The organism is Flavobacterium sp. HBTb2-11-1 (assembly GCF_009826975.1).
GTDB lineage: Bacteria > Bacteroidota > Bacteroidia > Flavobacteriales > Flavobacteriaceae > Flavobacterium.
This window is the reverse complement of the sequence record NZ_WUMO01000007.1, coordinates 112877-137726: the sequence shown is the minus strand read 5'-3', so window position 1 is coordinate 137726 and position 24850 is coordinate 112877. Positions and strand designations below refer to the sequence as shown.

Annotated in this window: 22 protein-coding genes; 17 read left to right on the top strand and 5 right to left on the bottom strand. The window is 33.7% G+C overall.

Features of this window, described 5'->3' with window-relative positions:
- Positions 1-20: 20 nt before the first annotated feature.
- Positions 21-767 carry a tetratricopeptide repeat protein gene (locus tag GR162_RS16410; protein WP_160783027.1) on the top strand — a complete coding sequence of 249 codons (747 nt, stop codon included), beginning with the start codon at positions 21-23 and terminating at the stop codon, positions 765-767.
- A gap of 81 nt (positions 768-848) precedes the next feature.
- On the opposite strand, the gene GR162_RS16405 is transcribed toward GR162_RS16410, so the two are convergent.
- From GR162_RS16405 to GR162_RS16395, 3 genes are all read right to left on the bottom strand, one after another.
- A complete protein-coding gene (locus tag GR162_RS16405; RefSeq protein ID WP_160783026.1) occupies positions 849-2399 on the bottom strand; it encodes a VWA domain-containing protein in 1551 nt (516 codons plus the stop codon).
- A 297-nt stretch (positions 2400-2696) separates the two neighbouring features.
- Positions 2697-3266: a 5-formyltetrahydrofolate cyclo-ligase gene (locus tag GR162_RS16400; protein WP_160783025.1), complete on the bottom strand. Its 570-nt coding sequence runs from the start codon at positions 3264-3266 to the stop codon at positions 2697-2699.
- Positions 3253-4233 (bottom strand): succinylglutamate desuccinylase/aspartoacylase family protein, encoded by a 981-nt coding sequence (locus GR162_RS16395; protein ID WP_160783024.1) that lies wholly within the window; start codon positions 4231-4233, stop codon positions 3253-3255. Before GR162_RS16395 ends, GR162_RS16400 begins: the two co-directional genes overlap by 14 nt.
- Before the next feature lie 134 nt (positions 4234-4367).
- Between GR162_RS16395 and uvrC the strand changes: the two genes are divergently transcribed.
- The 9 genes from uvrC (at position 4368) to GR162_RS16350 (ending at position 15846) form a co-directional block, all read left to right on the top strand.
- The gene (uvrC, locus tag GR162_RS16390) at positions 4368-6161 is read left to right on the top strand and encodes an excinuclease ABC subunit UvrC (RefSeq protein WP_008465350.1); all 1794 of its coding nucleotides are present in this window, start codon (positions 4368-4370) and stop codon (positions 6159-6161) included.
- A 7-nt stretch (positions 6162-6168) separates the two neighbouring features.
- On the top strand, positions 6169-8439 hold the full coding sequence (locus tag GR162_RS16385; RefSeq protein ID WP_160783023.1) for a patatin-like phospholipase family protein: 2271 nt from the start codon (positions 6169-6171) through the stop codon (positions 8437-8439).
- 320 nt (positions 8440-8759) lie between these two features.
- Positions 8760-9917 (top strand): homogentisate 1,2-dioxygenase, encoded by a 1158-nt coding sequence (locus tag GR162_RS16380; RefSeq protein ID WP_160783022.1) that lies wholly within the window; start codon positions 8760-8762, stop codon positions 9915-9917.
- Positions 9918-10143: 226 nt separating this feature from the next.
- A complete protein-coding gene (gene hppD, locus GR162_RS16375) occupies positions 10144-11304 on the top strand; it encodes a 4-hydroxyphenylpyruvate dioxygenase (protein WP_160783021.1) in 1161 nt (386 codons plus the stop codon).
- Positions 11305-11602: 298 nt separating this feature from the next.
- Positions 11603-12373 carry a DUF3108 domain-containing protein gene (locus GR162_RS16370; protein WP_160783020.1) on the top strand — a complete coding sequence of 257 codons (771 nt, stop codon included), beginning with the start codon at positions 11603-11605 and terminating at the stop codon, positions 12371-12373.
- Positions 12373-13314, top strand: a complete 942-nt coding sequence (locus GR162_RS16365) for a tryptophan 2,3-dioxygenase family protein (protein ID WP_160783019.1) — start codon at positions 12373-12375, stop codon at positions 13312-13314. Before GR162_RS16370 ends, GR162_RS16365 begins: the two co-directional genes overlap by 1 nt.
- A gap of 25 nt (positions 13315-13339) precedes the next feature.
- A complete protein-coding gene (locus GR162_RS16360; RefSeq protein ID WP_160783018.1) occupies positions 13340-14560 on the top strand; it encodes a peptidoglycan DD-metalloendopeptidase family protein in 1221 nt (406 codons plus the stop codon).
- Between the two features lie 31 nt (positions 14561-14591).
- Entirely contained in the window at positions 14592-15197 is a 606-nt protein-coding gene (locus GR162_RS16355; protein ID WP_160783017.1) for an SMI1/KNR4 family protein, read from the top strand.
- A 28-nt stretch (positions 15198-15225) separates the two neighbouring features.
- Positions 15226-15846 carry a hypothetical protein gene (locus GR162_RS16350; RefSeq protein WP_160783016.1) on the top strand — a complete coding sequence of 207 codons (621 nt, stop codon included), beginning with the start codon at positions 15226-15228 and terminating at the stop codon, positions 15844-15846.
- A 16-nt stretch (positions 15847-15862) separates the two neighbouring features.
- On the opposite strand, the gene GR162_RS16345 is transcribed toward GR162_RS16350, so the two are convergent.
- Positions 15863-16705 (bottom strand): AraC family transcriptional regulator, encoded by an 843-nt coding sequence (locus GR162_RS16345; protein WP_160783015.1) that lies wholly within the window; start codon positions 16703-16705, stop codon positions 15863-15865.
- 96 nt (positions 16706-16801) lie between these two features.
- Here GR162_RS16345 and GR162_RS16340 point away from each other — a divergent pair, with 96 nt between their 5' ends.
- The 6 genes from GR162_RS16340 (at position 16802) to GR162_RS16315 (ending at position 23880) form a co-directional block, all read left to right on the top strand.
- A complete protein-coding gene (locus GR162_RS16340) occupies positions 16802-17362 on the top strand; it encodes a short chain dehydrogenase (RefSeq protein WP_160783014.1) in 561 nt (186 codons plus the stop codon).
- 11 nt (positions 17363-17373) lie between these two features.
- Positions 17374-17859, top strand: a complete 486-nt coding sequence (locus tag GR162_RS16335; protein WP_160783013.1) for a lipocalin-like domain-containing protein — start codon at positions 17374-17376, stop codon at positions 17857-17859.
- Between the two features lie 117 nt (positions 17860-17976).
- A complete protein-coding gene (gene pgi, locus GR162_RS16330; protein ID WP_160783012.1) occupies positions 17977-19620 on the top strand; it encodes a glucose-6-phosphate isomerase in 1644 nt (547 codons plus the stop codon).
- A 322-nt stretch (positions 19621-19942) separates the two neighbouring features.
- Positions 19943-22771: a TonB-dependent receptor gene (locus GR162_RS16325; RefSeq protein WP_160783011.1), complete on the top strand. Its 2829-nt coding sequence runs from the start codon at positions 19943-19945 to the stop codon at positions 22769-22771.
- Between the two features lie 106 nt (positions 22772-22877).
- Complete coding sequence (locus GR162_RS16320; RefSeq protein ID WP_160783010.1) at positions 22878-23300, top strand: hypothetical protein; 423 nt, start codon at positions 22878-22880, stop codon at positions 23298-23300.
- A gap of 91 nt (positions 23301-23391) precedes the next feature.
- Positions 23392-23880: a septal ring lytic transglycosylase RlpA family protein gene (locus GR162_RS16315; protein WP_160783009.1), complete on the top strand. Its 489-nt coding sequence runs from the start codon at positions 23392-23394 to the stop codon at positions 23878-23880.
- 31 nt (positions 23881-23911) lie between these two features.
- Here GR162_RS16315 and GR162_RS16310 read toward each other — a convergent pair whose 3' ends face one another.
- Positions 23912-24367, bottom strand: a complete 456-nt coding sequence (locus GR162_RS16310) for a DinB family protein (protein WP_160783008.1) — start codon at positions 24365-24367, stop codon at positions 23912-23914.
- Between the two features lie 80 nt (positions 24368-24447).
- Here GR162_RS16310 and GR162_RS16305 point away from each other — a divergent pair, with 80 nt between their 5' ends.
- Positions 24448-24795, top strand: a complete 348-nt coding sequence (locus tag GR162_RS16305; RefSeq protein ID WP_160783007.1) for an arsenate reductase family protein — start codon at positions 24448-24450, stop codon at positions 24793-24795.
- Positions 24796-24850 lie beyond the last annotated feature (55 nt).

The following is a 24850-nucleotide window of genomic DNA, read 5'->3' as shown; positions in this document are numbered from 1 at the left end:
TTAGGTTTAAACAAAATAAGATGAAAAACATACTATATCTCTTTTTATTCATCTCGCAGGTTTTCTTTGCGCAAGGGCGCTTTGAATCGGCTAATACATTGTACCAAAAAGGACAATATAAAGAAGCTGCCCAGGTTTATGAGAACATTATAAAAGAAGATAAACTGCAATCTGCCGAATTGTATTTCAATTTAGGAAATTGTTATTACAAACTAAATCAGGTTGCGCCTTCGATTTATAATTATGAGAAAGCTTTGGTTCTTAAACCAAACGATCCCGAGACTTTAAACAATCTAAAATTTGCCAAAAAACTGACTATCGACGAAATCAAAGAAGTTCCTAAAGTAGGTTTTGCAAAACTGATCCAGAACTTTACTTCTATTTTTGATTATAATACTTGGGCTAAGATTTCTGTTGCGCTTGGCTTTGTATTTTTATTGAGTTTTATTGGGTATTACTTTTCAAATGCCACACTCGCAAAAAGAATTTATTTTGTTGGAATGTTTATTATTCTCGTTGCATTTGCGTTAAGCATTTCGGCTGGAATGTCTGAAAAAAGTCATTTTGAAAACGATCGTGTTGCTATTGTATTTTCTGAGTTAAGCCAAGTTCGACGCGAACCTCAAAAATCTTCAAATGGTATTATCCTATTGCATGAAGGAGCAAAAGTTTATGTGTTAGAAAGTATTGCAGGCTGGAAAAAAATCGAATTGACAGACGGAACTCAAGGCTGGATAGATTCTTCAACTATTAAAGAAGTAAAATAAGGTTTTAAAATATTCAAATAAAAAATTCCAAATTCCAATTTTAAGTTGGAGTTTGGAATTTTTCTTTTTTGGAATTTTAAATTAATTCACCGCATCGACCAATCTTACAAACTCAGATCTATAGCCATCTTCGTCATTTGATAAACCAGATTTTGCCAATCTTTTAATATCCGAACTTGAACTGCTGGCAATATATTTTGAATCTCTGAGTTTTAATCCGAACCAAGAAACGGCAGTTGTAAATTTGAAATCTGCAGAACTGTTTTCCAAGTCTGTTTTCTTATCTGCAATTATATTTACGATTTCAATGCTTTTGTTGCCATCAGGTTTTTTATATCTAAATTTTACTGTAGCCAATTCATCGTTATGGTTTTCAGCTACTTTTGGCGTTTTAGTATATTTTAAATCTGAAGGGACATAATTACTCTCTACACCAACTGGAACTATTTCATACAAAGCCGTAACCGAATGTCCGCTACCTAATTCGCCCGCATCAATTTTATCATTTTTAAAATCTTCTGCATTCAGTTTTCGGTTTTCATAACCAATCAATCGATATGCTTGAACATGATTTGGATTAAACTCAATTTGGATTTTTACATCTTTTGCGATAGCAAACATAGAACCTTTAAATTCTTTTCCAAGAAAACGATTCGCTTCCTGAATGTTATCGATATAAGCATAATTTCCATTTCCTTTGTCGGCCAAGATTTCCATTTTACTGTCTTTGTAATTCCCCATTCCAAATCCAAGAACGGTTAAGAAAACTCCAGATTCTCTTTTTTGTTCAATCAATTTCAGCATATCATCATCAGAAGAAGCACCAACATTAAAATCTCCATCAGTGGCTATCACTACTCGATTATTGCCACCTTTAATAAAATTTTGTTGTGCCAGCTTATAAGCCAATTCGATTCCTTCTCCTCCTGCCGTGCTTCCACCTGCGTGCAAATCGTCAAAAGCATCCATAATTTCGTCTTTATTATCACCAGAGGTTGGCTCCAAAACTACTCCCGCAGATCCTGCATAAACGACAATCGAAACTTTATCGATGCTTCGAAGTTCTTTCACCAAAATTTTCATAGATTCTTTTAGCAATGGCAGTTTATTCGGTTCATCCATAGAACCCGAAACATCAATTAGAAAAACCAAATTAGAAGCCGGCAAATTTGCTATTGGAACATTCTTTCCCTGCAGACCAATTTTTAGCAGTCGACTATTTTTATTCCAAGGACAATCGCTGTATTCTGTATTTATAGAAAACGGATGCTGACCATCTGGCTGCGGATATTTGTATTTAAAAAAGTTGATCATTTCTTCAACACGAACAGCATCTTTTGGAACTTTCTGTCCTTCGTTTATAAATCTGCGGATATTAGTATACGATGCATTATCAACATCGATAGAAAAAGTAGAAAGTGGTTCTTTCAGCGGAGATTCGAACGGATTTTCTTCTAATGCCGCATAACTTTCTGTATTGGTTTCAGGAATATAATTTTCCTCTTCAATTAAATCGGTCGTAGCTGCAACTGCAGTAGAATCTGCGGTTTCCACAGTCTCATAATCAGCTTTCTTACAGCCGAAAATAGTAAGTACAAGGAATGCCATCATAAAGAAATTAAGATTTCTCATAAAGTAAGTTTTAAAAAAATTAATAAAAGGTTATAGGCTTCAAATAAGGACTAGCATTCCGGATTTACTAGAGGCGATTATTTGCAATTTTTCGAGTATCAAAATCGTGCCAAATTTTTTACAAATATTTTTCTTACGTGAAAATAAAATGAGAAACCCTTATTTTTAAAGGGATTTCGTATGGAATATTTTTTGAATGTGAAGATTTTTTTGCCACAGATTAAAGGATCAAAAAGGATTAATCTTTTGGAATCATTTTAATCTGTGGCATTAAATTTTGAACGTTCCGTTGTGAAATTAAAATGTATAAACTTTCTCTGGCGTAACGCAATAATCCAATTTAATATCCGATTCAAAAACGTCATCAATTTGGTTTACCGATTCAAAAAAAGAAAGTCCAATTTTTATGGTTTCGGTTTTGCATTCGGCAAGAAATTTATCGTAGAAACCCTTTCCATAACCAATTCGGTTTCCATAAACATCAAAAGCCAAAAGTGGCACAAAAACAACTTCAACTTTTGAAGATGGAACTTCAATTCCGTCAATGGGTTCAGGAATATTGTATTCGTTCTTTTTGATTTTAGTATTATCTGTTAAAAGAAAATGAGTCATTTTTCTGGTTTCAAAATCACTTTTCGAAATCAAGACTTCTTTGTCTTTTCCAGAAAGCAAGTGCAGAATATATTCGGTATTTACTTCTTTATGCTCTTCAATCGGAAGAAAAACATGATAATACGTTTTATTCCAGATCGGCATTTGAATTAATTGATTGGCAATTGCAAGGCTCTTCTCTTCTATTTCATCAAAAGAAAGTGCTTTACGAAGATTTTTATATTCTATGCGAAGTTCTTTTTTACTCGTCGGCATTATCGTCTGGGGTTTTAGATAAATGATAAATGGCATCGCCCTCATAAACAATTGGCGAATGATTGGCATTGATTACATAACCATCATGCGGTGCTTTTACTTTTTGCTCAAACTTCCCAAACGGATCTGTAATAATGGCTAAGATAGTGCCTTTGGTTACAAATTTTCCAACCAAATTAAAATCATGAAGCAGTCCAGAACATTTTGCACGTAGCCAAACCGATTGTTTAATATAAATTGAAGGAGTTAATGCGGGTTCCATAATTTGCTTAGAATCCAACATTCCTAAATAGTGAAGCAAACGTTTGGTTCCTAATACGCCTTGGTTTGCAATTTCGTTATTGATGTCTAGTGATTTTCCGCCTTCAAAAAGAAGCATTTTTACATTGGCACTCTCAGAAGTTTTCCTAAAAGAGCCATTTATATTTTTAGAATACAGCGTAAATGGTGCATTAAAAATATCGGCGAGAACCTTCAGTTCATGATTATTTTCGGTAATTCTAATCTGCGGCGCATTAAAACGGCTTGCTCCGCCCGCATGAAAATCGACCGCATAATCTAAAATCGGTAAAATCTCTTCGACAATATGATAGGCAAATCGGCTGGCAAGCGAACCTTTTTTACTTCCGGGAAAAACACGATTCAAGTCACGCCCGTCTGGAAATTCTCTCGATTTGTTGACAAAACCGTACATATTGATTACCGGAATACAGATTATTGTACCGCAAGCCGGTCTGTTTATTTTTTTACTAATGATCTGACGAACAATTTCGACACCGTTAATTTCGTCACCATGTATTCCTGCAGAAAACAATATTGTTGGGCCTTCATGTTTAGAACGGCGCACAATTACAGGAATATTCAACTTAGTTGTAGTATGAAGCCGAGCAATTTCGACATTTATGGTTCTATGTTCTCCTGGCAAAATCGATTCGCCAAAAATGACCAAGGGAGTACTATTTTTCATGTGAATTATAAAATCTAAATATAGAAATTATTCTTTTGATTTTGTAAATTTGAAACTAATTCAATGTTAAGCTTGTTTCAGAAATCGGAATGGTTTTTGAAAGGCTTTTCGAACATCTTCAGAAACAGAATAGAATGCAAAAACCGTCCTTAGATCTTCAAATTTTAACCTTGCCTGATAATCCGGGCGTATATCAATATTATGATAAAGACGGGAAAATCTTGTATGTCGGAAAAGCTAAAAATTTAAAAAAAAGGGTTTCCTCCTATTTCAATAAAATTCACGATACTGCCAAAACAAATGTATTGGTAAAAAAAATCGTTACTATAAAACATATCGTAGTTCCAACGGAAACCGATGCGCTTTTATTAGAAAACAATTTAATTAAAACGCTTCAGCCGCGATACAACGTTTTATTAAGAGATGATAAAACGTATCCGTGGATTTGCATCAAAAAAGAACCATTTTCTAGAATATTTTCTACTCGAAGAATGGTTAAAGACGGCTCTGAATATTTTGGCCCATACACTAATTTCAAAACTGTACATACGATTTTAGATTTAATCAAAGAATTGTATCCGCTTAGAACTTGCAACTACGATTTGAGCGAATCGAATATTAATTCTGGAAAATTTAAAGTTTGTTTAGAATATCACATTGGCAATTGCAAAGGCCCTTGCGAAGGTTTGGAACCTTTGGAAGAATACCAAAAACAAGTCAATGCGATTCGAGAAATCCTGAAAGGAAACTTCAAAGAAAGTTTAAAAGATTTCAAGAAACTGATGAACAACTATGCGCAGAACTTGCAGTTTGAAGAAGCGCAGAAAATTAAAGAAAAGATTGAAGTTTTGGAAAATTATCAATCTAGATCTACTATTATAAATCCAAAGATCACCAATATCGATGTTTTCTCGATTGTTTCTGACGAAAGTGCCGCTTATGTCAATTTCCTTCAGATTTCGCATGGTTCTATTATTCGTTCGCACACTTTAGAGATGAAGAAAAAACTCGATGAAAGCGATGAAGAATTACTGGAATTGGCAATTGTAGAACTTCGTGAGCGTTTTCAATTATTATCCAAAGAAATTATTGTTCCTTTTGAATTGGATTTAGGCGAAAATATCAAGACAACTGTTCCACAACTTGGGGATAAAAAACAGATTCTGGATTTGTCGATTCGAAATGCCAAATTCTATCGCATCGAACAATTAAAACAATTGCAGATTGTAGATCCAGATCGTCACGTAAACCGAATTATGGCGCAGATGCAGAAAGATTTGCGTCTTCCGTCTGAACCAAGACATATAGAATGTTTTGATAACTCGAATATTCAGGGAACAAATCCAGTTGCGGCTTGCGTCGTTTTTAAAGACGGAAAACCGAGCAAAAAAGATTATCGCCATTTTAATGTCAAAACCGTTGAAGGGCCAAACGACTTTGCTTCTATGACCGAAATCGTGTATCGCCGCTACAAAAGAGTATTAGAAGAAAACGAACCTTTGCCACAATTGATAATAATTGACGGTGGAAAAGGCCAGCTTTCAGCAGCATTAAAAAGTATTGACGATTTAGGCTTACGCGGAAAAGTAGCCATTATCGGAATCGCAAAACGTCTGGAAGAACTTTTCTATCCTGGCGATTCAATTCCGTTATATTTGGACAAAAAATCAGAAACATTAAAAGTTATTCAGCATTTAAGAAATGAGGCGCATAGATTCGGGATTACATTTCATAGAGACAAAAGAAGCAAATCGGCCCTTAATTCTTCTGTTGAAAGTATTCCAGGAATCGGTGAAAAAACCATGACTACCTTAATACAACATTTTAAAAGTGTTAAAAGATTGAAATTAGCTACAGAAAAAGAAATTTCAGCCGTTGTAGGTGTTTCTAAAGCCAAAAAAATTGTCGACTTTTACAAAACCAACTAGAGTTTTTATGCGTTCATTCCAACTGTACATTTCAAAAAATTGGTTCAAAGGAGTTTCCTCGCGCGCATTCTCATTTGTTGTATTGCTGTTATTTTTGTTTTCGCAAGAAGCTTTTTCACAGGAAATTAAAAAAGACAGTGTTAAAAGACCCAAAATTGGCTTGGTTTTAAGCGGCGGCGGCGCCAAAGGTTTTGCTCATATCGGAGTTTTAAAAGTTTTGGAAGAAGCCGGAATCAAAATTGATTATATTGGCGGAACCAGTATGGGTTCTGTAATCGGCGGACTTTATGCTTCTGGTTACAACGCTTCACAGATTGATTCGATTTTTAAAAAAACCAATTTTGACGAATTAATTAACGATTACATTCCACGTTCATCCAAAAACTTTTATGGCAAAAAGAATGACGAATTGTATGCCGTTGTTTTGCCATTTAGCAATTTCAGAATCGGCATTCCTGAAGCGCTTTCAAAAGGAATGTACAATTATAATTTATTGAGCAGTTTAACTAGAAACGTACGCCACGTTCGTGATTTCAACAAACTGCCTACTCCCTTTCTATGTATCGGAACCAATATTGAAACAGGTGAAGAAGTTTTATTAAACAAAGGAAATCTTGTTCAGGCTATGATGGCAAGCGCTGCTTTTCCTTCTTTATTTACTCCAGTAGAAATTGACGGAAATCTTCTTGTTGATGGCGGCGTTGTAAACAATTACCCTATACAAGAAGTTCGCAATCTTGGTGCAGATATTATTATTGGTGTCGACGTTCAGGATGATTTGCTGAAAAGAAAAAACCTGAAAAATGCCACGAGAATTTTGGTTCAGATTACCAATCTGCAATCCATCGAAAAAATGAAAAGTAAGGTAAAAGACACCGATGTTTACATCAAACCTGATATTCGCGATTTTGGTGTTATTTCATTTGACCGAGGAGAAGAAATCATCAGAAAAGGAGAAGAAGCGGCTTTTGCGGTTTATGAAAAACTCAAAACATTGACAGACGAAAACAACTTTTATAAAAAACCAAAATTAAAAGTTGCAACAGATACGCTTCATATTCAAGACATAAATACTGATAAATTAGAAAATTATACCAAAGAATATATTCGCGGCAAACTTCGTTTCAAGCCAGGAAGCACTATAACTTATGACGTTCTTAAAGCTGGAATTAACAACTTAAATGCTACACAAAACTTTAGCACAATCTCCTATTGCCTTCAGCCAAATGGCGATAAAGACAATTTGGATTTGGTTTTAAGAGAAAATCCAACTCAGACGTATCTAAAACTTGGACTTCATTATGATGGACTTTACAAAAGTGCTGTTTTATTAAATCTTACTCATAAAAAGACTTTCTTAAAAAATGATGTTACTTCTCTAGATATCATTCTGGGTGATAATTTCAGATATGATTTTAACTATTATGTCGAAAATGGCTTTAACATCAGTTTTGGTTTCCGTTCTAGATTGAATCAATTTAACCGAAATGTAACTACCAGTTTAAGTGGCGTTCTGAAAGAGACACCAAATGTCAATCTCATTAATGTTGACTTTATGGATATAAACAATCAGGCTTATTTTCAGACTATTTTTGTGCAGAAATTTTTAATGGGCGGTGGTTTAGAATATAAATATCTAAAAATCAATTCGCCTACACTTGCCAATGAAGATAACATAATTGAGAAAAGCAATTATTTTAGCGCTTTTGCTTATTTAAAATACGATTCGTTAGATGAAAAATATTACCCAAGCTCTGGATTATATTTTTCGACAGATGTGCAGACCTATATGGCATCATCGGATTATACCAAACAATTTAAACCTTTTTCCATTGCAAAAGCCGAGGTTTCAATTGTGAGACCGTTATTCAGAAAAGCAACCATAAAATTCGGAGCCGATGCTGGATTTAATATTGGTAGCGACAGTGTTCCGTTTTTTGATTTTATTTTGGGAGGGTATGGCTACAACAAAATAAATAACTTCAATTATTTCTACGGATATGATTTTCTAAGTATTGCCGGCAATAGTTACATTAAATCTGATATCAATATTGATTATGAAATCTTCAAAAAAAACCATATCAATGTATCAGCTAATTTTGCCAACTTAGGAGATGATATTTTCTCTTCTGTTGATTGGGTTTCTATGCCAAAATATACGGGATACGCAATTGGTTATGGTTTAGAAACCATAATTGGACCAATTGAAGTAAAACAATCTTGGTCTCCAGAAATGTCAAAAAGCTTTACGTGGTTTAGTATCGGGTTTCAATTTTAGTACTATAATCGAGAATACTTCAATAAATTCTGCCTATTTTTTTATATCATAAAATTTAAATCAAAAAAATTAAGTTATTTTATAGTTATAAATAATATAATTTTTATTTTTACTCCGAAAAAATTACGACATTTGTTATAATGAAAACAAATTGGACAGGTTTATTAGAGTATCTTCAATTCCTCATCAAGAGAAATCCTGAGTAATGGCTCTATCGAATTGAAATAATCAGTCAATATCAAAAATTGAACTGGTTGTTTATCTCTGCAATTCAAATTTTCGAATTATCTAATTTTACTAATTATCTAATTGAAAAAGCCATGCCACTATATCATAAACTTGGGGATTTTCCTCAAAAGCGACACACCCAATTCGAAAAGCCAAATGGAGGTTTTTATTACGAACAATTGTTTGGAACCGAAGGTTTTCATGGACATTCGTCGCTATCATATCACGTACACAGACCAACACAGGTTAAAGAAATTTTAAACTCTTATTCGGTTGAGCCTAAAATTGCAATCGGAAAAAATATAAAATCACTTCTTTTTAAAGGTTTTGAATTAAAGCCTGAAAATGATTTTTTGGATAGCCGAAAAGCTATGTTGGTCAATAAGGACTGCATTATAGGTTTGGCTGCACCAAAAGAATCACTTCGAAATTATTTCTACAAAAATGCCGACGCTGATGAAATGCTTTTCATCCACAGAGGGAAAGGAAAATTAAGAACCATGTTAGGAAATATTCCGTTTGAATATGGAGATTATTTAATTATTCCACGTGGTATTATTTATCAGATTGATTTCGAAACAGAAGATAACCGACTATTTTATGTAGAATCTTATTCTCCATTTTATACTCCAAAACGATACAAAAATCAATCAGGTCAGCATTTAGAGCATTCTCCATTTTGTGAGCGTGATTTTATTTTGCCAAATGAATTGGAAACGCATGACGAAAAAGGTGATTTTTTAATTAAAATCAAAAAAGAAGGCATGATGCACGAAGTGGTTTATGCCACACATCCGTTTGACGTTGTGGGCTGGGACGGCTACAATTTCCCATACGGATTTTCAATTCATAATTTCGAACCTATAACTGGGCGCGTTCACCAACCGCCTCCAGTACATCAAACTTTTGAAACAGCAACTTTTGTTGTTTGTTCATTCTGCCCAAGACTTTACGATTATCACCCAAAAGCTATTCCGGCGCCGTACAATCACAGCAATATAGATTCTGACGAAGTACTATATTATGTTGATGGCGATTTTATGAGCCGTAATAATATTGAGCAAGGTCATATCACTTTACACCCAAAAGGAATTCCACACGGTCCAGCGCCTGGCGCAATGGAACGCAGTATTGGTCACAAAGAAACTCAGGAATTAGCCGTTATGGTGGATACTTTCCGTCCATTAATGGTTACTGAAGAAGCTATGGGACTTGATGATGGTCAGTACTATAAATCGTGGACGGAGTAACTAATCGAGTTTAACCGCAAAGTTCGCAAAGATTTTACGCAAAGTTCACAAAGATTCTAAGTAAGTTTTACCAAACCAAGTTCGCAAAGCTTTGCGTTCTTAGAGATTTTATAAAATCTAAATCAAAAAAATCTTTGCGCTCTTTGCGGTAAAAAAAATCAAACACAACACTAACACTTCGGTTTTCGATCAATTAAACGATTAACCGATTAAACAAATAAACAAAATGAGCAAGGAAGTAAAATCAGTAGAATACGGATTAGAGAAAATATTTGAAGGAGCACAAGATTTCCTTCCATTATTAGGAACAGATTATGTAGAATTTTATGTGGGTAATGCAAAACAAGCTGCACATTATTATAAATCTGCATTTGGATATCAGTCATTGGCTTATGCCGGATTAGAAACCGGAGTAAGAGACAGGGCGTCTTATGTTTTGAAACAAGACAAAATCAGAATTGTTTTAACGACTCCTTTAACAGCAGATTCTCCAATAAACGAACATTTGAAAAAACACGGAGACGGAGTAAAAGTTGCCGCACTTTGGGTTGAAGATGCAGCAAAATCGTACGAAGAAACTATGAAACGCGGTGCGCGTTCTTTCATGGAACCAACTGTTGAAGAAGATGAATTTGGTCAAGTAGTTCGTTCTGGAATTTACACTTATGGAGAAACGGTTCACATTTTCGTAGAAAGAAAAAACTATAACGGAGTTTTCTTACCAGGTTACAGAGAATGGAAATCTGACTTCAATCCAGAACCAACAGGATTAAAATACATTGATCACATGGTGGGAAATGTAGGTTGGAATGAAATGAATACTTGGGTAAAATTCTACGAAGAAGTTATGGGATTCGTGAATTTCTTATCTTTTGACGACAAACAAATCACCACGGAATATTCTGCATTGATGAGTAAAGTAATGTCAAACGGAAATGGGAGAATTAAATTCCCAATCAACGAACCAGCAGAAGGAAAGAAAAAATCTCAAATTGAAGAGTATTTAGATTTCTACGGTGGACCTGGAATTCAGCATATCGCTATCGCAACAGATGATATTATTAAAACAGTATCTCAATTAAGAGCACGCGGCGTTGAGTTTTTATCGGCTCCTCCTCATACTTATTACGAAGCAATCCCAGAAAGATTAGGTGTTCATATGGATATGATGAAAGAAGATTTGAATGAAATCGAAAAATTGGCTATCATGGTGGATGCTGATGAAGATGGATACTTATTACAGATTTTTACCAAACCTGTCCAAGACAGACCGACACTTTTCTTCGAAATTATTCAGAGAATGGGTGCAAAAGGATTTGGTGCGGGTAACTTTAAAGCTCTGTTTGAGTCAATTGAGAGAGAACAAGAATTGAGAGGAACTTTGTAAAAACGCATTTTTTTTGCATTTAAACGCGGATTTCTCTGAAAAATGATGCTTTTTTTGCAAATGTTATGTTAAACTTGACTTTGGCTATTTGAAATCTGAACTTTCTATCTATCTTTGCACTCGCAAATCAGGAAGGGGTGGTTTCCTTCCGAATTGATATAAATTTCATAATTTATAGTTTTTTGGTTAGTTAATAGCATAAAAACTCAGTCATCTTTGACTGAGTTTTTTTGTTTTGGTACATTTGGAATAGAATTTGCATTTGTCTACCTTTATAATAAAACGTAAAGAATGTACTATGAAAAAGCTCATCCTCACTATATTATCACTAACAATACTGTCTTTCGCGCCTCAAAAAGAAGACGCTTTTGATACTGGTGAATATTTTAAATTTAGAATACATTATGGAATTGTAAATGCCGGATACGCCACTCTTGAAGTTAAAGATGCTACCATCAACAATAAAAAGGTATATCACTCTGTTGGAAAAGGTTACACAACTGGAATGTCAAAATTTTTCTTCAAAGTAGAAGATTTGTATGAAAGTTATTTTGACAAAGAAACAGGAAAACCATACCGCTATGTCAGAAAAATTGACGAAGGCGGCTACACTAAAAATCAAGAAGGTTTTTTCAATCAAAATGAAAATCGAGTTTTAGTAAAAGACTATAAGCGCAAATCAGAAAAAACAATCATCGTTACAGAAAGCGTGCAAGATATTGTTTCTGCATTTTATTACCTGAGAAACCATCCAAACATTGACAAACTTAAATCAGGCGAGTCCATTACGATCGACATGTTTTTTGATGATGAAATCACAAAATTTAAGTTAAAATATATAGGTCGTCAAGATATTACGACTAAATTTGGAACCGTTTCTACAATGGTCTTCAAACCATCGGTACAGACTGGAAGAGTATTTAAAGAAAAAGAGAGCTTAACACTCTGGATAACAGACGACGTGAACAAAGTTCCGATTAGAATTAAAGCAGATTTGGCCGTAGGATCTCTAAAAGCCGATCTCGATGAATATAAAGGATTAAAAAGTCCACTTAAAGCAAAAAAATAATGAACCCTACAGATCATTCTGAAGCAATTTTAAAAGAAATTGACCTTAAATTTCAAGCTATAAATCAAAAAACTGATGTTCAGTTGGAAGGATTGCTTTGGGCCAAACCAATTACTTATTGGGATTACATTCAAACAGACGCAATTTTAAATTTACAAATACAACGCACCACACTTCCTGACGAAATGGTTTTTATCATGTATCATCAGGTAAATGAATTAATCTTTAAAATGATTTTGTGGGAAATTGATCAGATTGCCGAAACTGAAAACATTCAGGTTGATTTTTTTAGCGAAAGATTATCAAGAATTACAAGATACTTTGACATGCTTACCAATTCGTTCAGCATTATGGAAAACGGAATGGAAGTAGATCAATACATGAAATTCAGAAACACGCTCACTCCTGCAAGCGGATTCCAAAGTGCACAATACAGAATGATTGAATTTGCTTCGACGGATGTTATCAATTTGACAGACCGCAGATATAAAGCAAATTTTGATGAAAATACCGATTTGGAAACCAGCTTTGAACACCTTTATTGGCAAGCAGCCGGAAAAGATTATCACACTGGCGAAAAATCATATTTATTGAATGAATTTGAAAAAAAATACAAAGAGCAGTTTTTGAGACAAATGGCTTCGTTCAAGACGAAAAATATTTGGCAAAAATTTACTCAATTACCAGTTGAAGATCAGCAAAATCCAGAACTGATTGCTGCAATGCGCCATTACGACAAAACGGTAAACATTACTTGGGTAATGCAACACCTTAACACTGCAAGAAAATACATCTTAGAAAGCGGAAAAGGCAATGGAGAAGCTACAGGCGGAAGCGACTGGCAAAAATATATGCACCCAAAATACCAAAGACGCATCTTTTTTCCTAAATTGTGGACCGAAGAAGAATTGTCCAATTGGGGAAATGAAACCGAAGTTTAATTTCACCACAAAAAATTTATAAAGTTTGAAAAAAGCAGTCGTAATTTTAATTGTCTTGTTTTCTATTTTTTCATGTAAAAAAGAAGAAGAAAAAGTAGAAGCAAAAATTACTAAACCAGCAACCAAAAAAATAGAATTCGGTTTTAATTACGCAGACTTTAATGTTGTTAATGACACTATTTCAAAAGGAGATTCTTTTGGCTCAATTATGCAAAGCCAAAATATTGGAGACAAAAAAGTAAATGAAATTGTAGAACAGGTAAAAGACTCTTTCAATGTCAGAAATATTCGCTACGGAAAACCTTTCACCTTACTTCGCGCCAAAAACAAAACCAACAATCTTCAGGTTTTTATTTATCAGCCAGATGCTTTGAGTTATTATGTTGTCGATTTACGAGATAGCATTGCAAAAGCCTATAAAAAAATAAAACCGGTTACTTTAAAACGAAAAATGATTGGTGGCGTTTTAAAAAGTTCACTTTCTGAAACTTTAGGAAATGAAAGTGTCGAAACCGCTTTGGCTAGCAGAATTACAAAAGTATTTTCGTGGTCTATTGACTTCTTCAAACTAAAAAAAGGCGATCGCTACGGATTAATTTTCACAGAACGTTTCATTAACGGAAAAACGTATGACGGAGTTGAAGATCTTGAAGCCGCATTTTTTGAATATAAAGGCAAAATCGTTTATGCTTTTCCTTTTGAAAGAGACACTACTTCTGGAAAGATTGAATATTATGACGATCAAGGAAAAACGCTTAAAAACTTCTTCCTAAAAACGCCAATCAAATTCAGCCGAATCACTTCTCGATTCACCATGAATAGATTTCACCCAGTACAGCATACTTGGAAAGCACATAAAGGAACTGACTATGCGGCTCCAACAGGAACGCCAATTTCTACTACGGCATCAGGAGTTGTAGAAACTACTGGATATACAGCAGGAAACGGAAACTTTGTAAAAGTAAAACACAACGGAACCTACTCTACCCAATATTTACATATGTCTAAAATTTTAGTTCGTCGCGGACAACGTGTTACACAAGGTCAGACAATTGGTTTGGTTGGAAGCACAGGTTTAGCTTCTGGTCCGCACGTTTGCTATCGTTTCTGGAAAAATGGCGTACAAGTAGATGCGCTTCGATTAAATCTTCCAACTGGAGAATCTTTGACAGGAAACGATAGAACTCGTTTTATGACTCAGATCGAACCTTTGAAAAGAGAATTGGATAGCATCGGAAATTTATAAGAATAAATCCTTGTTTTTCACAAAAAAACTCATGATAGACATAAATCTGAAAAGTGACATTATTATTCCTTTTGATAAAATAGGTGATAATGGCTGGGACGAAAAATCAAAATTGATAATTGAATCTTTAGCAGAAAATTGGAGTAATGAACTACAAGCGCCAATTTCAATAGAGGAAATTGAAAACTTAGAAAAGCACTTAGAAACCTCTCTTCCAAACGGATTGAAGATTTTTTACAACACTTTTGGAATTTCTGACATTGGCGAAGAATTGCAACGTTTTGAAGATATTATGTGGATGAAGGATCTTTGGGAAGAAGATAGTCCTTATGGTCCAGATTTCTCAAACGAAGATAAAATTTCATTACCTCATTTAATTACATTTAGTAATTATTTAGGAAATGGAAATATGTTCTGTTTTCATAACGAAACCAAAGAAATATATTATTTCGATCATGACACTAAACCTTTCATAACAAAAATGTTTCATAATGTCGACGATTATCTTAAAGGTTGCTTAATTTTCGCTCAAGCTGATCTTTTTGGTGAAGTTGAACAAGAACAAGTAGAAAAATGGACTGAGGAAATTGCTGTAGATTTATTCGGAAAAGACATCGTTAGAAAATGGAGATATTAAAAACATCTATTCTATAAAATCATAAATCATGAAAAATAAGCGCCTCAAAACCATGTATCATGAAACTTTTTCTGGTTTAAAACTATTTTATAGAGATACCAATTTATCGGAGCATTTAATTTCAAATTATAAAGTCGGACAGATTATTCAGGAAAAAGGTTTTACTGACATGAGTTCGATTGGCGGAGGCCTTTCTGGAAATTTCAGATATTTGATTGCAAGCACGCATGCCAAAGATTTGTCAAAATTTAATCCTGATTCGGCAAAAATTGGACATTACCTTTTAGACTCGATTGCTTATTTCAAGGTATTGGACATCCAGAAAATTGGTGATAAAACACAAATTTTTCTTTTAAATATTCCTGACAATTCGATTTCACTTTTCAAAAATTCATCTTCAAACTTAGAAGAAGAAATTATCGAAAAAGCTCAAAAACGCTTTCGCGAAAAAATCGATGTTGACTTAATTCCAGAATTACAAACTGAAAATTGGAAAGAAAGAACAAAATCCCCACTCGGAATGAGTGATAATGGTGAATTATTTTTTGACGATTCTAAGATTAAAACTGAATCTCCAAAAAGAATTGATGTCGATGTTTCGAAGAAAATCATAGAAATCAATAAAAAGCCTTGGTGGAAATTTTGGTAAGCAAACTTCTTAATTATTAAGAATATCTTTTTCTAAACTCAGAAGGATTCATTCCTTTATGCTTTTTAAAAACCTTATTTAAATGGCTTTCGTCAGAAAAATTCAATTCGTCTGCAATTTCATTAATTCGCATATCACTATTCAAAAGTCGGGCTTCAATTAATCTCAATTTGTAGTTTGCAATATACTCTTGCAACGTTTCACCCGTTTGCTTTTTAAAATATTTACCTAAATAATTAAGCGTAATATTAAAATGGTCGCTTATTTTTTCTGATTTTAATTCTTTTGGATTGTAAATGTTCTCTTGAATATAATGCAAAATTTCAAGAACCATTTCGCCGGTTGTTTCTTTAATATTCTTCGGAAGCTTCAAAGCAATGTTTCTCGCGACAATTGTAATAATTGTATTTACAATCTGCTCAATAATCTTTTGATGGTAAATCTGCTGGTTGCTTAGTTCACCAATTATGCTGTCAATTAATGACGCAATTAAAGGTTTATCAATTTGATTTTTCAAAATACACCCTGGGCTATGACTTGCATTTTGAAGAATATACTCCATTCGCAAAACGGTTTCAGATTGCCCATTTTGAGAACCTGCTTTTACGTAATACTCATTAAATCGAAGAAAAAAGAATTTTGTTGGCGTTATAATCTCAAATGAATGCACATCCTGCGGTGTGACCAAAAATAGATTTCCTTTTCTATATTGAAACTTATTATCATTAATAACTTGAATTCCTGTTCCATCGACAATATAAATCAATTCAAAGAAATTGTTTTTCCGAATTGTTTTCGGAAACTGCGCTAGTTCTTTAAAATCAACTTCGAAAGGAAGATACAAATTTGTGTTTGTCATTATGCTAAAATACAATTTTAGTACCAATAAGTACAATTTTCAGCAAGCGTTAACCTCCTAATTTTGTTTCAGATAACAAACTAAAAATCTGAAAAAATGAAAACACTTTTAATTGGCGCAAATGGAGAAATTGGCAAAATATTGAATCCTGCCCTAGCAAAAAAACATGAAATAATTTCGGCTGGAAGAAACAGCGGAGATTTCAGAATCGATTTATCAGATTCAAATTCGATTGAAAAATTATTTGAAGAAGTCAAAAACATTGATGCTTGCATTTGTGTTGCGGGCGATTGCTACACAGGTAATTTGCTTTCGCTTGACGAAAAAAAATTAAACATCGGCATTCAGAACAAATTACTTGGGCAAGTTAATTTGGTTTTAATTGGGCAAAAATATTTAAATGATAACGGATCATTTACACTCACTTCAGGAAAAATGGGCGACAAACCTGTGAAAAACAATATAAGCAAAGCTATTGTAAATGGCGGAATCAACAGTTTTGTTCTGGCAACTTCGTTGGAATTAGACAGGGGAATCAGAATAAATGCTATTAGCCCAGCAAAAGTTGCGGATATTCCGACTGAAGATTTAATAAATGCTTATGCAAAAAGTATTGAAGAAACTATAAACGGAGAAATTATTAAAGTAAACTATTAAACTTTCAAAAAATGAAAAACGCAATTTTGATTCTACTGCTTTTGATTTTAAATTCAATCAACGCACAAAAAAAAACTGATTTTTCGGGTTCATGGACTTTGGTTTCGGTTGAAAACACAAATTCTGACGGAACCAAAACGCTTCCGTATGATACAAATCCGAAAGGCTTCTTATTCTTTGATGAAAAAGGAAATTATGCCATTCAGATTTATAAAGATAAAAGAGCAAAAATTGCTTCTGGAGATAAAAATAAATGCACGCCTGAAGAAAACGCAGCAATTGTGCAAGGAAGCAATTCGCATTTTGGAGAATATGAAATTGATGAAACAAATAAGACTATAACTTTTAAAATAAAAACGGCATCGTTTCCAAATTGGGAAGGAACAATTCAAAAGAGATCTTATACTTTTACAAATAACGAAATTAAATATGCGGTGACCAATACTACCCAAGGCGGAAAATCGGTAACAGCTGAAGTTGTCTGGAAAAAGTTATGATGTAGTTTTCATAAAACGTTTTCGTAACTAATTGTTATATAATTGCAAACCGTCATCCTTTTAAAAGTTATTTCAGTATTTTTGTGTTTCAGAAAACAAACTCAATTATAGATAAAAATGGCTTTAAACACAACAAACCCAACTGGGACTGAAGCGTGGAAAAATCTACAAAACCACTATAACGCAATTCACGAAACCACAATACAAGAATTGTTTCAACAAGATAGTGCGCGTGCTGAAAAATTCAACTTGCAATGGAATGATTTTTTAGTAGATTATTCAAAAAATAATATTAGTCAGGAAACGGTTTCTCTTTTATTAGAATTAGCAAACTCAATTGGATTGAAAGATGCAATTGCACAATATTTTGGCGGGGAATTAATCAATCAAACAGAAAATCGTGCCGTTTTACATACAGCATTACGTGCTCCAGAATCTGCAGTTATCAAAGTAGATGGAGAAAATGTAATTCCTGAAGTTTACGAAGTAAAAAATAAAATCAAAAACTTTACTCAAGAAGTAATTTCTGGAGAAAGAAAAGGATACACTGGAAAAGCTTTTACTGATGTTGTAAATATTGGAATTGGTGGTTCTGACCTTGGTCCTGTTATGGCTGTTGAAGCTTTACAGTTTTACAAAAACCACTTGAACACACATTTCGTTTCCAATGTTGACGGTGACCACGTAAATGAAGTCATCAAAAAACTAAATCCAGAAACAACGCTTTTTGTAATTGTTTCTAAAACTTTTACTACTCAAGAAACACTTTCAAATTCTGAAACAATTAAAGAATGGTTTTTAAAATCGGCTTCTCAAGAAGATATCGCTAAACATTTCGTAGCAGTTTCTACAAACATTCAAAAAGTAACAGAATTCGGAATTAATCCAAGTAACGTTTTCCCAATGTGGGACTGGGTTGGAGGAAGATTTTCTCTTTGGAGCGCTGTTGGTTTAAGCATTGCATTGGCAGTTGGTTTTGACAATTACAATGACTTACTGAAAGGAGCAAATGAAATGGATGAGCATTTCAAATCAGCAGAATTTGATGAAAACATTCCAGTTATTTTAGCTTTGTTAAGTGTTTGGTACAATAATTTTTATGGTGCCGAAAGCGAAGCTTTGATTCCTTACACGCAATATTTATCAAAATTAGCTCCGTATTTACAACAAGCTTTTATGGAAAGTAACGGGAAAAGCGTTGGCCGTGATGGAAAACCTGTTAACTACCAAACAGGAACAATTATCTGGGGAGAACCAGGAACAAATTCCCAACACGCTTTCTTCCAATTAATTCACCAAGGAACAAAAAGAATCCCAACAGACTTTATCGGATTCGTAAAACCACTTTACGGAAACGAAGATCATCATAATAAATTAATGTCTAACTTTTTTGCTCAGACAGAAGCTTTAATGAACGGAAAAACAGAAGCACAAGTTCAGGCAGAATTTGACAAGCAAGGATTAGCAGCTGAAAAAGCTTCTTATTTATTGCCTTTTAAAATTTTCACTGGAAACAAACCAACCAATACTATTTTGATTCAAAAACTTACACCAAAAAGTTTAGGCTCTTTAATTGCATTGTATGAACATAAGATTTTTGTTCAAGGAGTTATCTGGAACATTTTCAGTTTTGATCAATGGGGTGTTGAATTAGGCAAACAATTGGCGAATTCTATCTTAGATGAGATCAATTCTAAGACCGTTAAGAGTCACGATAGCTCGACTTCATTTTTGTTAAATCATTTTTTAAAAAACAAATAGAATACATTTTTTTAAATATTCTCTAACTTTTGAAACGTCCTAATTACTAGTAAAATTAGGGCGTTTTTTATATAAAATACCGACAAAAAGCAGAATTACCCGTCAATTTACATGTTTTGACTTACAGCATAATTCAAATAATTACATTTTTAACAAAAAAACTTTATATAAATTCAACGAAACAATATTTTTTTTAATGAAAAAAGAAAAATTCATTTTAATACGCAGCACAAAAGACAAAACTGTTTTTTCTTAACATTTCGATAACATTATCTGAGTTATTTGTTATAATTTTGCCAAAAACAATAAACTCAATAACAAAATGAAGAAAATGAAAAATTGGTTACTGACTGGACTATTTTTTATGATAGTTTCGACCGTATTTTCTCAAGGAAAAGTTACTGGTAAAATTACCGACGGAACAGGAGGTTTACCAGGAGCAAATGTAGTGATCAAAGGATCTACTATAGCAACTTCAACAGATTTTGATGGTAAATTTACCCTTACTTCACCATCAAGCACAGGAGAGATTGTTATCTCTTTTTTAGGTTATGACAACCAAACTGTAAAATTTACAGTAGCAAATGGTGCAACTACAAATTTAGGAACAATCACTTTAGCTTCAAATTCTAACGAATTGAGCGAGATTGTCGTAAAAAGTACAGTTGTAGATATTGCAAAAGACAGAAAAACTCCAGTAGCTGTTTCTACAATTAAAGCTGCTGAAATTCAAGAAAAACTTGGAACTCAAGAGTTTCCAGAGATTTTAAGAAACACACCTTCTGTTTATGTTACTAAATCAGGCGGTGGTTTTGGAGACGCTAGAATTAATATTCGTGGTTTCAACCAAAATAACATCGCGGTTATGATTAACGGTATGCCAGTTAACGACATGGAAAATGGTTCTGTTTACTGGAGTAACTGGGCAGGTTTATCAGATGTAACATCTGCTATGCAGGTTCAAAGAGGTCTAGGTTCTTCTAAATTAGCTACACCATCTGTAGGGGGAACAATCAACATTGTAACTAGATCTTCAGACAAAAAAGAAGGAGGATCTTTCTCTTCTGGATTTGGTAATGCAAGAAACTTTAAAATTCAAGGTTCTTACAACACAGGTAAATTATCAAACGGACTTTCTGCTTCTGTTTTATTATCTCAAACAATGGGAGACGGGTACGTTAATGGTACTCCATTTGAAGGATCTAACTACTTTGTAGCTTTAGGATATACTACTAAAAATGACAAACACGATTTCCAGCTAACAGTAACAGGAGCGCCACAATGGCACAACCAAAGATCTACTGTATCTACAATCGCTACTTACCAAAAATATGGTTCTCTTACTGAACCAAATATCAGATACAATGCTGACGCGGGAACTTTAAATGGTGAAGATTATAACATCAGAAAAAACTACTATCATAAACCAGTAGCTTCTCTTAACTGGGATTATAAAATCAACGAAACTACAAAACTTTCTTCTGTTCTTTACGCTTCTATGGGTCGTGGAGCTGGTGCAAGTGCTACGGGTGGTATTGGAGGAAACTTATACAACAGTTCTGCTTTCTTATTACCAAACGGAATGGTTGATTACAACAAAATCCAAGCTTGGAACAATGGTACAGGAAGTGTTTTCTTTAATGGAGCAAACAGAACAAGAACACAAATTGGTGGTGTTTACCAAAACAGTTCATCAACTGGTAGAACAGGTGCTGGAACTGCCACATCTCCTTATGTTTACAATACTACTTCAGGTATTTCTCAAACTTCATCTATCAACTCTCATGACTGGTTTGGTGCGTTAATCAACTTAAACAAAAAACTATCTAACACTTTAACATTAGATTTTGGTATCGATGCTAGAACTTATACAGGATACCACTTTACAGTAGTTAATGATAGATTAGGTGGTGATGAGTTTTTTGACAATAACGTTGCAAGTTTAAAACCTGCAGGAAGACACCTTACAGAAACTTATGCTACAAAAGTTCAATGGAATGTTTTTGATGATAGACAATACGAAAAAATCTCATTTAACAGTACTGGAAAAGTAAGATGGTATGGAGCATTTACTCAATTAGAGTACTCTAAAGATAATTTAACTGCATTTGTTCAGGGAGCTATTTCTCAACAAGGGTTTAAGAGAGAAGATGATTTCGTTTACTTACCAACAGATCCATTGTCATCTACAGATTACAAAAACATCTTAGGAGGTAACGTAAAAGGAGGAGCTAACTACAACATCAACGAAAAACATAATGTTTATGTTAATGCTGGATACTATTCAAGACAACCATTCTTTAACTCGGTTTATCCAAACAACAGGTCTACTGTAAACCCTAACCTTACAAACGAAAAAATTATCGGATTTGAGGCTGGATATGGTTTCCGTTCAAGATTCTTCAATGCAACTCTTAACTTGTACAACACAACTTGGAATGATAGATACTTAAAAGGTAATGCATTACCAACTGACGCAAGTACATATACAGAATATGTTGGTCTTAATGAGGTACACTCTGGAGCTGAAATAGAGGCTTATTCTAATATTACTGACAAGTTTAAAGTTAATGCTATGTTCTCTTACGGTATTTGGGAGTATAAAGGAAACGCAACTGTTAACGCTTACTACCAAGCAGATAATACTCCAGTAGTAGGTTATACAGCAACTCCTGTATACATGGACAAAGTAAAAGTTGGAGACGCTGCTCAATTAACTGCTTCTTTAGGAGCTTCTTATGAAGTTTTAACAAGAGTTACTCTTGATGCTAATTACAACTACAACGACAAATTGTATGCTGGATTAAGCCCAATTAACTTCTCAGATCCAAACAACAAAGGCGCTTTACAATTGCCTTCTTACGGATTATTTGACGCTGGTTTCTCATACAAAATGTTAGTAGGAAAAGATAAAGACAAATCAGTTAATTTCAGATTAAACATCAATAACTTATTTGATAAGATCTACATTGCTGAGTCTAGAACTAACACATTTGCAGATGATTTCTTACCAGTAGCATCTGGACAACCAGTAGGATCTAAAGGAACATATGCTTCTAATGGAATGCTTTACCAAGGAGTAGCAAATGTTAATCAGGTTTTCTTCGGATTCGGAAGAACTTGGAACTTTAGTTTACGTTACGATTTCTAAAATTTAGAATCTAAATAAATAATAAAAACGGCATTGACTTTTAAGTTTAATGCCGTTTTTTTATAGCCTTTTTTGTTATATTTGTTTTGAACAAAAAACACAGTTTATGTATAATTTTCTACAAAAATTCCACTCTGGCTGGGCATACTTAGCATTACTTCTTTTAGTGGTTGCAGTGGTTAATGCCATCATCGGGGTAACTTCAAAAAAAGAGTTTACAGCTAAAGATCGTAAAATCGCTTTATTTGCTTTAATTGGTACACACACTCAATTATTGATTGGTTTAATCTTATATTTTGTCTCTCCGCTTGGAAAAGACGCTTTCGGGCAAATGTCTAATGCAGAATTAAGATTAACATCATTAGAGCACCCTCTAATTAATATTATTGCTATCATCCTAATCACTATCGGATGGTCTAAACATAAAAAATTAGTTAATAGCGAAGCTAAATTTAAAACCTTTGCTATTTTTTACGGATTAGGATTATTGCTTATTTTAAGTAGAATTCCATGGAACCTTTGGTTCTAGAAAATACCAATTAAAAGCCCTTAATCAGGGCTTTTTTTATCTCGGCATATTATTTGTACAAACTCCCCCCAAGTCTGAAAAAAAATAACCCATGAGAAATAAAACAAACATTTTATTCGCCACAATCGCTTTAACCCTAATTAGCGGCTTTACTTACATGATAAGCCAGACCAAACCTACAACAGAACCTAAAATTATCCAAGATACTGTTAAGAATGTAAAACCACTTATTGTTCCATTACCGGACTCGGTTTTTACAGACAAAGGTTTAAAACTTAGACCATACAAAAAAAACGCTCATGCCTCCTACTATGCAGATCGTTTTAATGGAAAAAGAACAGCTAATGGAAGCCGATTTAACAACAACAACTATACAGCTGCTCACAAAAAGCTTCCTTTTGGAACGAGAGTAAAAGTAACAAATGAAGCCAATGGCAAATTTGTAATAGTAAAAATTACCGATCGCGGCCCATTTGTAAAAACCCGCGAAATCGATTTGTCAAAAAGAGCTTTTATGGATATCGCAAAAAATAAAGGTGCCGGAGCAATGAAAGTTACTATCGAAACCATAATCGAATAAAAAAGTCCCGCTTAAAGCGGGACTTTTTTATTTAAACCAATTTTCTTAGCGCCATTACAACTCCAGTATGAAGTCCTTCATGATAATTATTAAAATCTAAAGCACCTTGAACATGACGAAGTGTAAATCCCATACTTGTAGTGTATTCATGATAATCAACGAATAGACCGCTTTCAAAATCATTTTTTGTTTTTTCTAAAGTTGTTGAAAGCAATGTTCTAATTTCATCAACTTCAGCTTGAGAAACATCTCCTTCTGGTTTGGTTCCTTTTCTGTATTTATTGATGAAATCTTCAGAAACCATTGTGGGAAGACCAGACAATTTATAAACCAAAAGCTGCTGCGAAGAAACGCAATGTCCAATATTCCAAATAATATTATTACTAAAACCATCTGGAACTTTGTTTAATTGCTCTAATGAATGACTATCTAAGATTTTCAAAAGAACTTCTCTTATTGTTTTTTGTACATCAAAAACTGAACTCATAATTTTATTTTTTTTCTAAAATTAGTCATTTTTAAGTTTTAAATGGATTTTCTTTGCATTCTAACAAATCCATAAAAAAAATGAACAAAATATATTATTTATCATCTTGTGATACCTGCAGAAAAATCATCAAAAGTTTACCTGAAAACAATCTTGTTTTTCAAGATATTAAACAAGATCCAATCACTGAAGAACAATTGGAAGAAATGCACAAACTTTCTGGAAGCTACGAAGCATTATTTAGCAAAAAAGCACAGTTATACAAGTCAATGGGACTTAAAGACCAATCTTTAACAGAAGCCGATTTCAAAAAATACATTTTGGAACATTATACTTTCTTAAGCCGCCCCGTTTTTATTATTGATGGTAAAATTTACATCGGCAACAGCCAAAAAAATATAGCCGAAGTGATAAATGTCCTGAGCTAAAAAGCTATTTTCTTTTCTGTTAAACTGAAAACTGCGACTGAACACTAATTTCCAA